The 13,150-nt window shown below is 69.8% G+C and carries 14 protein-coding genes; 9 read left to right on the plus strand and 5 right to left on the minus strand.

Translation table 11 applies throughout. The features are described 5' to 3' along the window. Positions 1 to 51: 51 nt before the first annotated feature. Positions 52 to 450: a YciI family protein gene (locus tag ACFVVM_RS25485; protein ID WP_387622951.1), complete on the plus strand. Its 399-nt coding sequence runs from the start codon at positions 52 to 54 to the stop codon at positions 448 to 450. Then, positions 447 to 1,754, plus strand: coding sequence for an RNA polymerase sigma factor (locus ACFVVM_RS25490; RefSeq protein WP_387622953.1), 1,308 nt, complete (start codon positions 447 to 449; stop codon positions 1,752 to 1,754). Before ACFVVM_RS25485 ends, ACFVVM_RS25490 begins: the two co-directional genes overlap by 4 nt. A 177-nt stretch (positions 1,755 to 1,931) precedes the next feature. Here the strand turns inward: ACFVVM_RS25490 and ACFVVM_RS25495 are convergent, their stop codons facing one another. Continuing rightward, complete coding sequence (locus ACFVVM_RS25495) at positions 1,932 to 2,381, minus strand: MarR family winged helix-turn-helix transcriptional regulator (RefSeq protein ID WP_387622955.1); 450 nt, start codon at positions 2,379 to 2,381, stop codon at positions 1,932 to 1,934. A gap of 72 nt (positions 2,382 to 2,453) precedes the next feature. Here ACFVVM_RS25495 and ACFVVM_RS25500 point away from each other — a divergent pair, with 72 nt between their 5' ends. The 3 genes from ACFVVM_RS25500 to ACFVVM_RS25510 all read left to right on the plus strand — a co-directional run bounded on the left by ACFVVM_RS25500 (position 2,454) and on the right by ACFVVM_RS25510 (position 4,041). After that, positions 2,454 to 2,864 carry a MarR family winged helix-turn-helix transcriptional regulator gene (locus ACFVVM_RS25500; protein ID WP_387622958.1) on the plus strand — a complete coding sequence of 137 codons (411 nt, stop codon included), beginning with the start codon at positions 2,454 to 2,456 and terminating at the stop codon, positions 2,862 to 2,864. Between the two features lie 226 nt (positions 2,865 to 3,090). Next, on the plus strand, positions 3,091 to 3,567 hold the full coding sequence (locus tag ACFVVM_RS25505) for an NUDIX domain-containing protein (protein ID WP_387622961.1): 477 nt from the start codon (positions 3,091 to 3,093) through the stop codon (positions 3,565 to 3,567). Positions 3,568 to 3,609: 42 nt separating this feature from the next. Continuing rightward, positions 3,610 to 4,041, plus strand: a complete 432-nt coding sequence (locus ACFVVM_RS25510) for a nitroreductase/quinone reductase family protein (protein ID WP_387622963.1) — start codon at positions 3,610 to 3,612, stop codon at positions 4,039 to 4,041. On the opposite strand, the gene ACFVVM_RS25515 is transcribed toward ACFVVM_RS25510, so the two are convergent. Beyond that, complete coding sequence (locus ACFVVM_RS25515; protein WP_387622966.1) at positions 4,038 to 4,985, minus strand: AraC family transcriptional regulator; 948 nt, start codon at positions 4,983 to 4,985, stop codon at positions 4,038 to 4,040. The two genes, ACFVVM_RS25510 and ACFVVM_RS25515, sit on opposite strands and share 4 nt — an antisense overlap. Before the next feature lie 126 nt (positions 4,986 to 5,111). Here ACFVVM_RS25515 and ACFVVM_RS25520 point away from each other — a divergent pair, with 126 nt between their 5' ends. Further along, the gene (locus ACFVVM_RS25520; protein WP_387622968.1) at positions 5,112 to 5,825 is read left to right on the plus strand and encodes an NAD(P)H oxidoreductase; all 714 of its coding nucleotides are present in this window, start codon (positions 5,112 to 5,114) and stop codon (positions 5,823 to 5,825) included. A 149-nt stretch (positions 5,826 to 5,974) separates the two neighbouring features. Here the strand turns inward: ACFVVM_RS25520 and ACFVVM_RS25525 are convergent, their stop codons facing one another. Next, entirely contained in the window at positions 5,975 to 6,802 is an 828-nt protein-coding gene (locus tag ACFVVM_RS25525) for an NAD(P)-dependent oxidoreductase (RefSeq protein ID WP_387622971.1), read from the minus strand. A 104-nt stretch (positions 6,803 to 6,906) separates the two neighbouring features. On the opposite strand from ACFVVM_RS25525, the gene ACFVVM_RS25530 reads away from it, so the two are divergent. Next, on the plus strand, positions 6,907 to 7,263 hold the full coding sequence (locus ACFVVM_RS25530; RefSeq protein WP_387622973.1) for a winged helix-turn-helix transcriptional regulator: 357 nt from the start codon (positions 6,907 to 6,909) through the stop codon (positions 7,261 to 7,263). Between the two features lie 15 nt (positions 7,264 to 7,278). On the opposite strand, the gene ACFVVM_RS25535 is transcribed toward ACFVVM_RS25530, so the two are convergent. Together ACFVVM_RS25535 and ACFVVM_RS25540 are read right to left on the minus strand one after the other, a co-directional pair. Beyond that, positions 7,279 to 8,115: a phosphoribosylaminoimidazolesuccinocarboxamide synthase gene (locus ACFVVM_RS25535; RefSeq protein ID WP_387622976.1), complete on the minus strand. Its 837-nt coding sequence runs from the start codon at positions 8,113 to 8,115 to the stop codon at positions 7,279 to 7,281. Positions 8,116 to 8,340: 225 nt separating this feature from the next. Beyond that, positions 8,341 to 9,297 carry a GlxA family transcriptional regulator gene (locus tag ACFVVM_RS25540; protein ID WP_387622980.1) on the minus strand — a complete coding sequence of 319 codons (957 nt, stop codon included), beginning with the start codon at positions 9,295 to 9,297 and terminating at the stop codon, positions 8,341 to 8,343. A gap of 70 nt (positions 9,298 to 9,367) precedes the next feature. Between ACFVVM_RS25540 and ACFVVM_RS25545 the strand changes: the two genes are divergently transcribed. Both ACFVVM_RS25545 and pepN read left to right on the plus strand, forming a co-directional pair. Continuing rightward, positions 9,368 to 10,315 carry an NADP-dependent oxidoreductase gene (locus ACFVVM_RS25545; RefSeq protein ID WP_387622983.1) on the plus strand — a complete coding sequence of 316 codons (948 nt, stop codon included), beginning with the start codon at positions 9,368 to 9,370 and terminating at the stop codon, positions 10,313 to 10,315. Between the two features lie 161 nt (positions 10,316 to 10,476). Then, complete coding sequence (gene pepN / locus ACFVVM_RS25550) at positions 10,477 to 13,065, plus strand: aminopeptidase N (protein WP_387622986.1); 2,589 nt, start codon at positions 10,477 to 10,479, stop codon at positions 13,063 to 13,065. The last annotated feature ends 85 nt before the right edge of the window (positions 13,066 to 13,150 follow it).

Genomic DNA, 13,150 nt, shown 5'->3' on the forward strand with positions numbered 1-13,150 from the left:
GACCATCTGTCGAACGCGCCATCGGGGCGCGCCGGATCGAGGAGACATCTCATGAAGTACATGCTGGTCAAGACCTACGGCAAGGCCGCCTACTGCGACACCCCGCTGCCCGACTGGGCGCCCGAGGACATCGCCGCCCACATCGATTTCCAGCGGACCCTCGGCGAACAGCTCGCCGCCGCGGGGGAACTCGTCGACGCGCAGGGTCTGGCCGGACCGGACCAGGCACTGATCGTGTCCGGCGACGGCCGCTCGGCGCCGGTGGTGACCGACGGCCCCTTCCCCGAGACCAAGGAGTTCCTGGCCGGGTACTGGATCGTCGACGTCGACTCCGCCGAACGGGCCGTCGAGATCGCCGCGCAGGCCTCGGCCGCGCCCGGTCCCGGCGGCAAGCCGATCGGTGAGTACATCGAGGTGCGTCAGATCATGAGCGCCCCCGCCGCCGAGTGAATCGGGCACCGACCACCGAGGACCTGCTGCGCACGCTCGCGCCGCAGGTCCTCGGTGTGCTGGTCCGCCGGTTCGGCGATTTCGACCTGGCCGAGGACGCCGTGCAGGACGCGCTGCTGGCGGCGTCGACCCAGTGGGACACCGACGGACCGCCCGCGAATCCGCGCGGCTGGCTGATCCAGGTGGCGCAGCGCCGGATGGCCGACGCGGTGCGCGCCGAGGTCGCGCGGCGGCGCAGGGAGACCGCGGTGTTCGTGCGGGAGGTCCCCGTCGACGCGGTGCATCGCGACGACACCCTCGACCTGTATTTCCTGTGCTGCCATCCCGACCTGCCGCCCGCGGGTGCGATCGCGCTGACCCTGCGCGCGGTCGGCGGCCTGAGTACCGGTGAGATCGCGGCCGCGTTCCTGGTCCCGGAATCGACCATGGCGCAGCGCATCTCGCGCACCAAGAAACGGCTCGCGGAAACGGACCGGCCCTTCGCCGACGGCGCCGAGGACAGTACCCGGCTGAGCGCGGTGCTGCGGGTGCTGTACGTGATCTTCACCGAGGGCCACACCAGCAGTTCCGGCGCGGGCCTGCGCCGGGCCGAACTGTCCACCGAGGCCATCCGCCTGACCCGGGCCCTGCACGCGCTGCTGCCCGGGAACACCGAGGTGAGCGGCCTGCTCGCGCTCATGCTGCTCACCGACGCCCGGCGTGCCGCCCGCTCGGGCCCGCACGGCGAACTCGTCCCGCTCACCGAGCAGGACCGCTCGCGCTGGGATCGCGCGCAGATCACCGAGGGCCTGCGCCTGCTCACCGCGGCCATGTCCGCCGGCCTCACCGGCCCGTATCTGCTCCAGGCCGCCATTGCGGGGCTACACGCGGACGCGGCCCGGGTCGAGGACACCGACTGGGCCCGAATCTTGCAGCTCTACACGTTGATCGAACGCCTGGGCCCGAATCCGATGGTCACTCTCAATCGCGCGGTCGCCACCGCCATGGTGCACGGCCCGGCTGCCGGTCTCGCCCTCACCGACACCGTCGCCGAACCCCTCGCCCGCTCCCACCGCCTCGCCGCGGTCCGGGGCCACCTGCACGAGATGGCGGGCGACCGGGCGGATGCCATCGCCGAGTACGGCCGGGCCGCCGAGCAGACGGCGAGTGCGCCCGAACGCAACTACCTGCTGTTGCGCGCCGCAAAGCTGCGCGCGGCGAGTCAGCCGAGTGACCACCTCGACGCCACCACCTCGCACGCGACCACTCGACCGGGTGACCACCTCGAGCGTGCCTCGCCGCCGACGGGTGAGCGGCAATCCTGACGCCGGAATGCGCGTCGCGCTCGCCCCGGACAGCGCGCCGAGCGGATCGGCACCACCATCACTCGTCAGGGTGACGATTCGCCCTGCTGACGCCGACATCACTCCGACCGTTCGCCGCGTCCTCCGCGCGGGCAACTCGACGCCGTGTTCGGGCCGAATCCGTCGACATCCACGCCGTCAGTGCGTCGATTCGAGGTTGGCGATCATGCGCGCGAGAGTTTCGGTGAGCGCGGCGAATTCGGTGTCGGTGATCCCGTCCGCGAGCTGTCGGCGAATGGCGCCCACCGATCGCGCGGCGTGCTCGTGCGCCGCCGCACCCACGGTGGTGGGGACGAGACGTTCGCGGTCGTCGCGCACGATCCAACCGCGATCGATCAGCACGTCAACGACACGGTGATCGCCCTGGCCGACACCCCGCGCCCGAGGATCGGTGACGGATTCGTCGTCCCAGAACGGGCGCAGCGCGTCCCACAGCTCCGCGGTCGTCGCGGGCGCTCGGACGATGGTGTTGAGTACCTGCCATTCCCGGCGGGACATCCCGGCCGCCTCGGTCGCGCGGTCGAAGGTCGCTTCGATCAGCTGGTCCAGGCGTTTGACCTGGTATCCGATCATTCTTGGCTCGGCCATCATTCACCTCTACATGCTGTTCAACAATTACATGTCATAGTACATTCATATGTCCGAGGGTACGGTGGCACCGTGGACGAAGTCGAGCGCATCGAACAGGCGATGATCGCCATCCGGCGCCGCCAGACGCGGCGCACGCTGGGAGCAGGCGAACCGAGTGGACAGGCTTTCGACGTGCTCGATGTGGTCGAGGACGCCACCGCGCCGACCGTGTCGACCGTGGCCGCCGCCCTTGCCGTCGACCAACCCCGGGCCAGCAAACTCGTCGCCTCCGCCGTGACCGCGGGCCTGCTGCGTCGCGTCGCCGACCAGTCCGACGGCAGGCGTTCGCTGCTCGAACTCACCGGGCAGGGCCGCGAGTTGCTCGACCGCGCGCACCAACGTCGTCAGGGCGCCTTCGATCGCGCGATGGCAGGCTGGCCCGCCACTGACCGCAACGAATTCGCCCGCCTGCTCAGCGCATTCGTCGACGCACTCGACTGACTCCGTCGACGCGCTCGACCGAATGCCCCGTCGACGCGCTCGCCCGAGTGATCCGGTCGTCGGCGTCACCCTCGAACGGCTCGGACCCTCGCCACCATCTGTGGCCGCCACCAGCACCAGCACACTCGCTTCGATCCGCGGCCGCTACGAGCACCCGCACCTCCACCCGCAGACTCGCCTCGATCCGCGGCCGCCACCAGCACCGTCACCTGGCAGACTCTCGGCGGTGACGGATGTGTACAGCGCGGGCGTGCTGGTCTACCGCCGAACCGAGGCCGGGATCGAAGTACTGCTCGGGCACATGGGCGGGCCGCTGTGGGCGAAGAAGGATGCCTCGGCATGGTCGATTCCCAAGGGCGAGTACGTCCCCGAGGAGGAGTCCGGTCCCGAGGCCGCGCGGCGCGAGTTCACCGAGGAACTCGGGCTGCCCGCACCCGAGGGCGAGTGGATCGACCTGGGCGAGGTGCGCTACAGCAGTGGTGGCCGGCGCAAGATCCTCACCGCGTGGGCGGCCGAGGGCGACCTCGACCCGGCCGAGATCGTCCCCGGCACCTTCGAGATGCAGTGGCCGCCCCGCTCGGGCCGGACCGCGACCTTCCCCGAGATCGATCGTGCGGCCTGGTTCGACCCGGCCACCGCCGCGGACAAGCTCGGAAAAGGCCAGCGTCCCTTCCTCATTCGCCTCACCGAGCACCTGACCTGACTCGCGCGGTCCGGTCGGGCGAATCGGAGTACCTTGCGCCGTATGCACAGCGACCGGCAATTGAAGTTCATGAATCTCGCGCACCGCGCCCTGTTGAAGGTGAGCGGCGGACGCCTCGGCGCCGTCTACAGCGGGATGACCGCCCTCGACCTCACCACCGTCGGCCGCAAGTCGGGCAAGCCACGCAAGGTCATGCTGACCGCCCCGATCGTCGACGGTGACACGCTGGTGATCGTGGCCTCCCGCGGCGGCAATCCGGCCCATCCGGCCTGGTTCCTGAACCTGCGCGACCAGCCCGAGGTCGAGGTGTCGCTGCGCAACGAACCCGGGCGGCCGATGCTCGCCCGGGTCGCCACGGCCGAGGAGCGCGCGAGTCTGTGGCCGCAGGTCGTCGCGGCCTATCCGGGTTACGGCGAGTATCAGGACGAGACCACCCGCGAGATCCCGCTGGTGCTGCTGACCCCGCGGAACTAGACGAGCGCCGCCCGGAACTCGGTGGGACTGCTCCCCCGCGATCGTTTGAACGCGGCGCTGAATCCGAACGCGTCGGAATAACCGACGGTGGTCGCCACCTGGGCGACGCTGCGGGCGGGATCGGCGAGTAGTTCCTCGGCCTCGGCCATCCGCCAGTCGGTGAGATAGGTCAGCGGCGGCTCGCCCATCACCTCGGTGAACCGCTTGGCGAACAGCGCCCGCGAGACGGCCGCCTCGGTGGCCAGGCTCGCGACGGTCCAGCGGTGGAACGGCCGGTCGTGAATGGCTTCCAGCGCGGGGCCGACCACCGGATCGGCCATGCCGCGGTACCAGGCGGGCGCGCAGTCCTGCTGCTCGGCGAGCCAGGTGCGCAGGTTGCAGACCAGCGCCCAGTCCAGCAGCCGGTCCATCAGCGCCTGCGAGCCGGCGCCGTGCCGGGCGGCGTCGGTCGCGGCCTTCTCCAGCCAGGCGCACAGGTCGGCGTCGCCGCCGACCACCAGTACCGGCGGGAGCGCGCGCAACAGCCGCTCGTGCCGTCGGCCGGAGGCGTGGTAGGCGCCGACGATCAGCGAAGTCTCTTCTGGCGCACCGGTTTCGGGGATGATGTCGATCAGTTCCGGTGTCGCGCAGGCCGCATCGGCCGGCCCGAACCCGTCCGGCACGAAACAGGAGAGCTCGTAATCGGTGCGCGGGCAGTCGGCGGGGCCGGTGGTGTCGATCAGCTGGAACGGCTCGCCACCCTGTACGAGGGCGGTGTCACCGGTGGCCAGCCGCGTGCGCGATCCGTCGGGGAGTACGACGGTGCCGCCACCGCGCAGCACCGTCACCATGATCAGCGGGGCACGGTCGGCGAAGTGGATGGTCCACGGGGCACGCAACACCGCGTGCGCCAGGACCGAGCGATCGGCGCGAATGCCACTCAGCAACGAACTCAATGGATCCATGACAACCAGAGTAGACGAACTCCTATCCATTGCAGATGATCATCCATAGATCGTCCACACAATCCACGGTTCACTGAAAGGGCAGGGCGCACCGCCCGCATCACGCACCGAATCAGGGAGCCCACCGTGCCGCAGACCGCCGACATCGCCGCGCACACCGCCGACGCCACCGGAGCCGACACCCGCACCGCCCTCGTCGTCCTCGCCCACCACCGGGCCGATTCACTGTCGGCGCACATCGCCGAACGCGCCGTCGCGCGGCTCACCGCCGACGGGTACACGATCGACCTGCTCGACCTGCACCGGGAGGACTTCGACCCGCGGATGACCGAAGCCGACCAGCCCGACTGGGGCAACCGCGACAAGCAGTACTCCCCCCAGGTCGAGGCGCACATGCGGCGGATTCTGGCCGCCGAGATCGTCGTCGTCGTCTTCCCGGTCTACTGGCAGAGCGTGCCCGCGATCCTCAAGGGCTGGATCGACAGCGTCTGGAACTACGGTTTCGCCTACGGCCGCAGCAAGCCCCGGCTCGCGGGCAAGCGGGTCCTGTGGCTCGGTCTCGCCGGCGCGACCGCCGAAGACGAGATCCTGCCCGGCATGCAGCAACTGCTGGAAGCCCAGCTCAACGACAGCCTCGCCACCTACTGCGGCTTCAGCGACTCCAGGGTCGGGCTGCTCCCCGATGCCGAGGAGTCGCCGCAAACCCTCGACGCCGAGGGCAATCTCGTGATCGGCGAGGCGATCAGCGGCGCGGCCCGCACCGCCCACTACGGCGCTTTCGACGCCAGGGCCGAGGCGTTCGTCGAGGAGTTCCTCGCCGCGGATCGCGTCGCCGCCTGAACCGGACCCCCGCACACATGTCCGCGCACTCGAGCGACTCGTCGACAACGGCGTCACGAGCCGCTCGGTGAACACCGCCCGCCGAGCTCGGTCGCCGCGCCGGGACTCGGTCACCGCGGCGACGACAGTGACCCAGCACCGACTCCGCGTCACATCCCGGTGAGCGTTCGGCGCAGCGTCGCGTAGAGGTCGGTGGGCGTACCGGACTCGGTCGCCGCGGCGTCGATGGTGCCGATGGCGGCCGCGGTGAACTCGGCGCTCTGTTCGGGGACGAAGTCCTCGGGAGTGTCGATCCCGGGGGCCTGGTGCGCGAACGCTTCGGTCATCGCCTGGAGGAACGGCGCCATCAGTGTCGCCAGGTGGGCGGCGGTGCCGCCGGTGGTGCGCACCATCTGGCCGCCCTGCTGGAACGCGGCGAACATGGCGTACATGCCGCCGAGGATGGCGAGGTCGTACATGGCGGCGGCGCCGAGATCCTCGCCCACGTAGTCGACCCGGCCGAACAGTTCGAGTGTCGCGCGGTGGCGCTCGATCGCCGCCTCGGGGCCGCTGTAGAGCACGAACGCCGCCGGTCCACCGATCATCGGCGGCACGGCCATGATGCCTCCGTCGATCAGCGTCACCTCGTGCTCATCCGCCCAGTGGCCGAGTGCGCGCGCCTGCTCGGGTGCGGTGGTGGTCAGGTTCACCACCGTGCGGCCGCGCAGCCGGTCGGCGGCGGGTTCGACGTGTTCGCGCACCGAGACGTCATCGAACAGGCACAGGATCACCAGGTCGGCGGCGGACAGCGCCTCGGCCGAGGTCGCGGCGACCTTCGCCCCCTCGGCGGCCAGCGGCTCGGCGCGCGCCGGGGTGCGGTTCCAGACCGTCACCTCGTGACCGCCCGACAGCAGCGCCCGCGCCAGCGCGGTACCCATCGCACCGAGTCCCAGTACCGAAATCTGCTGTGTTGTCACGGAATTCCCTTTGCTCGACATCTCGTCGCCGTTCGGCGGCACTCTCCCAGACTCACCGGTTGCACTACACTTGACAAGTACCGACTATGAAGTCGAATACTCACTAAAAAGTAAGTAAGGCGACCATGAAGCAGCGAGAGCGTCCGTACTCCTGTGGCATCGATGCCGCGCTCGACGTCGTCGGCGGCAAGTGGAAGGCGCTGATCCTGTGGGCCCTGTCCACCGGCACCCAGCGCTTCGGCGAACTCAAGGTGCTGGTGCCGGGGGTCACCGAGAAGATGCTGATCCAGCAGTTGCGCGAGCTCGAGCACGACGGGATCGTGCACCGCGAGGTCTACGCGCAGGTGCCGCCGAAGGTGGAGTACTCACTCACCGAACTCGGCGTCTCGCTCAACGAGGCACTGGAGACACTCGGCGCGTGGGGTGCTGCGCACATGAGCCATATCTGCGAGGTCAAAGGTGTCGAAGCGCCCGTGCATTGACGGGCGCTCGCGACCTCAGGCCTTGACGCCATCCCAGGTCTTGCCGGTGATGCGCTCGTAGGCCTCTTCGTACTTGCGCCGGGTCGCCTCGACGACCTCGGCGGGGATCTCCGGGCCCGGGTACTCCTTGTTCCAGCCGGTGGAGGTCGACCAGTCGCGCACGAACTGCTTGTCGAAGGAACGCTGCGCGCGGCCCGGCTCCCACTCGTCGGCGGGCCAGAAGCGCGAGGAGTCGGAGGTGAGCACCTCGTCACCGAGGGTGAGTACGTCACCGTCCCAACCGAATTCGACCTTCGTGTCGGCGACGATCACCCCCGCCTTCGCGGCGTGCTCGGCACCGCGCGAGTAGATCTCGAGGGTGAGATCGCGCAGCTTCTCGGCGACCTCGCGGCCCTCCTGGTGCACCACCTCGGCGAAGCTGATCGCCTCGTCGTGGCCCTCGGCGGCCTTGGTGGACGGGGTGAAGATCGGCTCGGGCAGCTTGTCACCGTCGCGCAGGCCCGCGGGCAGCGCGATCCCCGACACGGTCCCGGACTTCTCGTACTCCTTGAGCCCCGACCCGGTCAGGTAGCCGCGCGCGATGCACTCGACCTGCAACATCTTCAGCGGCTTGACCCGGATCCCGCGCCCGGCGAATTCTGCGGGCACCTCGGTCGCGGAGACCACGTGGTTCGGGATGTCGGTGAAGTACTCGAACCACCAGTTCGACAGCTGGGTCAGCAGCGCGCCCTTGCCCGGGATCGGTGTCGGCAGCACGACGTCGTAGACCGACACCCGGTCCGACGCGACGAGCAGCAGGGTGTCGCCGTCCTCGTAGAGGTCACGAACTTTCCCGGCGTGCACATGCTTCAACGTCGAGCCTCCGAATCCAGGGTGGTTGTACCTGCTGCGTATGCGATGACTGTACCGACCTGCCCGAGCGCCGAATCGCACCTGGTCACCGCGAAGCGGAGCCGGTCACATCCGGCGGCGGAGCGGTCGCGAGCCGAGCTTCCCCCGACCCGAGATCTGCTCGACACCCTGGTACGGGCGTAGACCATGGGCACGTGTTCGCGTATTCGGCCAGGGCAGCGCCGATCAAGCGCTCGCGCGGTCGTCGCCGGTGAAGCGGAACGTGCGGCGGTAGGCCAGCGGGGCCACCCCGACGGCGACCTGGAAGTGCTGGCGCAGTGAGGTTCCGGTGGCGAAGCCGACGCGCCCGGCGATCTGCTCGACCGACAGTTCGCTCGCCTCGAGCAGATGCCGCGCCCTGACCACTCGCTGCTGGATGAGCCAGCGCCCGGGACTCATGCCGACCTCGTCGCCGAAGCGGCGGGCGAAGGTGCGCGGGCTCATGCGCGCGTGTTCGGCGAGTTCGGTGATCGTCAGCGGGAGTTCGAGGTGCTGCAGAGCCCAGTGCCTGGTCGCGGCGGTGCTGGCCTGTGCGGGATCGGGGACGGGCTGGTCGATGTACTGGGCCTGGCCGCCGTCGCGCCAGGGCGGGACAACACAGCGGCGGGCCACCTGGTTGGCCACCGCGCTGCCATGGTCTGCGCGCACGATGTGCAGGCACAGGTCGACACCGGCGGCGGCGCCCGCCGAGGTCAGCACGTCGCCGTCGTCGACGAACAGGACGTCCGGGTCGAGCCGTACCCGGGGAAAGTGCCTGCGGAAGGACTCGGACAGCCGCCAGTGCGTGGTCGCCGGGCGCCCGTCGAGCAGGCCCGCCGCGGCCAGCACGAACGCGCCGGTGCAGATCGACACGATCCGGGTGCCCGGCCGGATCCGCGCGAGCGCGCCGCGGGTCTCCTCGTGCAGCCCGGTGACGGCCTCGCGCGTATTGCACGCGGGAACGACCACGGTGTCGGCGGTCGCCAACAGCTCCGGCCCGTGCTCGACGGTGATCCGGAAATCGGCGCAGGTCTGGACCTCCCGGCCGTCCACCGAACAGGTGAGCACCTCGTAGCGGTCGTCGAGCAGGCCGAAGATCCGCTGCGGCGTACCGAGTTCGAACGGGTAGACGCCGTCGAGCGCCAGAACCACCACACGATGCATGGCACGATCCTATCGGATCATGTCTTTTCTGCCATTTCCGCGACAGCGCGCACCCGGCACCGTTGACCCCATGACCGACACCATGCGCGCCATCAGCCAGGACGTACTCGGCGGACCCGAGGTCCTGCGCGAGATCGAACTCCCCGTTCCCACACCGGGTCCGAGCCAGCTGCTCGTCCGCGTCCACGCGGCCGGGCTCAATCCCACCGACTGGAAACACCGCGCGCTCCCCGGCCTGTTCCTGCCCGATCCCCCGTTCGTGCTGGGCTGGGATGTCTCCGGCGTCGTCGAGGCCGTCGGGCTCGGCGTCACGCTGTTCGCGCCCGGCGACGAGGTGTTCGGCATGCTGCCCTATCCGCACGGACACGGCTCCGCGGCCGAGTACGTCGTCGGACCGGCCAGGGCCTTCGCCCGCAAACCCGGCAATGTCGACCACATCCGGGCCGGGGCGACGCCCCTGGCCGCGCTCACCGCCTGGCAGGCACTGGTCGACACCGCGAAAATCGAAGCGGGCCAGCGAGTCCTGATCCACGCGGCCGCCGGTGGCGTGGGACACCTGGCGGTGCAGATCGCGAAAGCGCGCGGCGCGTATGTCATCGGGACGGCCAGTGCCGCCAAGCACGAGCACCTGCGAGCGCTCGGCGCCGACGAACTCATCGACTACCGGACCGTCGACTTCGCCGAAGCGGTCACCGACGTGGACGTGGTCCTCGACACGCTCGGCGCGGAGAACTCCCGCCGCTCCCTGCCGACCCTGCGGCCGGGCGGTCTGCTGGTCACCATCAAACCGACCCCCGACGAAGCACTGCGCACCGAAGCCGAACGCCGGGGAGTGCGCTTCGCCGCACTGCTGGTCGAGGCCGATCACACCGGGATGAGCGCGATCGCGGACCTGCTCGCCTCCGGTGCGCTCACTCCGACCATCGCCGGGGTGTTCCCGCTCGCCGAGGCGGCGAAGGCGCACGCGCTGGGTGAGACCGACCGCACGTTCGGAAAGCTGGTCGTCACCGCGATCTGATCAGGCGGGTGCCGTCGTCCGCACGGACCGGCGCCACCGCGGGTGGAGTCGGCAGCGAGCCGATCGTGCCGTGACCGGAAACTCGTGAGCGGCTGTCGGCGGCAAGTGGCATTGTGGACGCCGAACCACCGTGCCGTGTTCGTCGACGACGAAGGAGATCTATGTCCGCCCCGAATCTCACCCGCGACCAGGCGGTCGAACGCGCGGCCACGGTGGCCGTGCGGAACTACCGGATCGAACTCGACCTGACCGACCAGCCGCGTGGCGCGGGTTCGGAGGTCTCGGACACCTTCGGGTCGAAGACGACCGTCACCTTCACCGCCACCCCCGGCGCGAGCACCTTCATCGACCTGGTCGCGCCGCGGGTGCGCTCGGCCGTGCTCAATGGCACGCCGCTGGATCTGAGCGCCTACGACGAGTCGACCGGGATCGCGCTGTCCGATCTGGCTGCCGAGAACGAGCTGGTCGTCGAAGCCGACTGCGAGTACTCGCACACCGGTGAGGGCCTGCACCGCTTCGTCGACCCGGCCGACGACAACGTCTACCTGTACTCGCAGTTCGAGACCGCCGACGCCAAGCGGATGTTCGCCTGCTTCGACCAGCCCGATCTCAAGGCCACCTTCGACATCGTCGCCACCGCGCCCGAGGACTGGCGGGTCGTGTCCAACGGCGCGACGGCCGAGGAGCACAAGGTGGGCGCGGTCGTGCGCCACACCTTCGCGACCACGCCGAAGATGAGCACCTACCTGGTCGCGATGATCGCCGGTCCGTACGCCAAGTGGACCGACTCGTTCAGCGACGGCCACGGCGAGATTCCGCTCGGCCTGTTCTGCCGGGCCTCGCTCGCCGAGCACATGGACGCCGAGCGCCTGTTCACCGAGACCAAGCAGGGTTTCGCCTTCTACCACGACAACTTCGGCGTGCCCTACGCCTTCGGCAAGTACGACCAGCTGTTCGTGCCGGAGTTCAACGCGGGCGCGATGGAGAACGCGGGCGCGGTCACCTTCCTCGAGGACTATGTCTTCCGGTCCAAGGTGACCCGGGCGTCCTACGAGCGTCGCGCCGAGACCGTGCTGCACGAGATGGCGCACATGTGGTTCGGCGATCTGGTCACCATGAAGTGGTGGGACGACCTGTGGCTCAACGAGTCGTTCGCGACCTTCGCCTCGGTGCTGTGCCAGGCCGAGGCCACCGAATACACCAGCGCCTGGACCACTTTCGCGAATGTGGAGAAGTCCTGGGCCTACCGCCAGGACCAGCTGCCATCGACCCACCCGATCGCGGCCGACATCCCCGATCTGCACGCGGTGGAGGTGAACTTCGACGGCATCACCTACGCCAAGGGCGCTTCGGTGCTCAAGCAGCTCGTCGCCTATGTGGGGCTCCAGCCGTTCCTGGCCGGTCTGCGTGACTACTTCGCCGAACATGCCTACGGCAACGCCACTTTCGACGATCTGCTGCGCGCGCTGGAGAAGGCCTCGGGCCGCGACCTGTCGGATTGGGGCGCGCAGTGGCTCAAGACCACCGGTCTCAACATCCTGCGCCCGGACTTCGTCGTCGCGCCCGACGGCACCTTCGAGAGTTTCGCGGTCGTGCAGGAAGGCGCCGCGCCGGGTGCGGGCGAGTACCGCGTGCACCGGATCGCGGTCGGCGTCTACGACGAGCGCGACGACAAGATCGTGCGCACCCACCGCGTGGAGCTCGATCTCGACGCGACCGGGCGCACCGAGGTGCCCGAGCTGGTCGGGGTGGAGCGCGGTCAGCTGGTGCTGGTCAACGACGACGACCTCACCTACTGTTCGCTGCGCCTCGACCCCGACTCCCTCGACGTGGTCGTGCAGCGCATCGGTGAGATCGCCGACTCGCTGCCGCGCACGCTGGCCTGGTCGGCCGCCTGGGAGATGACCCGTCAGGCCGAGATGAAGGCCCGCGATTTCGTGGCGCTGGTGCAGCGCGGGATCGGCGCGGAGTCCGAGATCGGCGTGGTGCAGCGGCTGCTCATGCAGGCCAACACCGCGATCGGCAGCTACGCCGACCCGGAGTGGGCCGACCAGCGGGGCTGGCCCGATTTCGCCGACCGGCTGCTCGAACTGGCCCGCGCGGCCGAGGCGGGCTCGGACCATCAGCTGGCCTTCGTCAACGCGCTGACCGGGGCGAAGCTGGCACCGCGGCACACCGAGGTGCTGGCCAAGCTGCTCACCGCCGATCCGGCGGCCGGGCTGACCGGGCTCACCGTCGACACCGATCTGCGCTGGCGCATCGTCACCGCGCTGGCCGCCGCGGGCCTGCTCGACGCCGACGGCCTCGCCACCCCGACCATCGACGCCGAGCTCGCGGGCGACCCGACCGCGGCGGGCAAGCGCCAGGCCGCGGCCGCGGCGACCGCGCGCCCGATCGCCGAGGTCAAGGCCAAGGCATGGGACACCGTGATCGGCGACGACTCGGTGCCCAACATCACCGCCCGCGCCATCGTCGGCGGATTCGCCCCCGCCGGTCAGGGCGAGCTGCTGGCCCCGTACGTGGACAAGTACTTCGCCGAGATCCCCGCCGTCTGGGAACGCCGCTCCAGCGAGGTCGCCCAGACCGTCGTCGTCGGCCTCTACCCGCACTGGGCCATCAGCGAAGCCGCCGTCGCCAAGGCCGACGAATTCCTCGCCGGTGACCACCCGCCCGCCCTCTACCGCCTGGTCTCCGAGGGCCGCGCGGGCATCGAACGGTCCTTGCGCGCAAGGGAATTCGACGCCAAGTAGGTAGCCACCCCCGAGGACCCGGTGCAATCCGCACCGGGTCCTCGCGTATTCCCCCCGCCTGGGCCAGGGTTGCCTGCTGCTGTGA

This window comes from Nocardia sp. NPDC058176, from assembly GCF_042883805.1.
Classification (GTDB): domain Bacteria; phylum Actinomycetota; class Actinomycetes; order Mycobacteriales; family Mycobacteriaceae; genus Nocardia.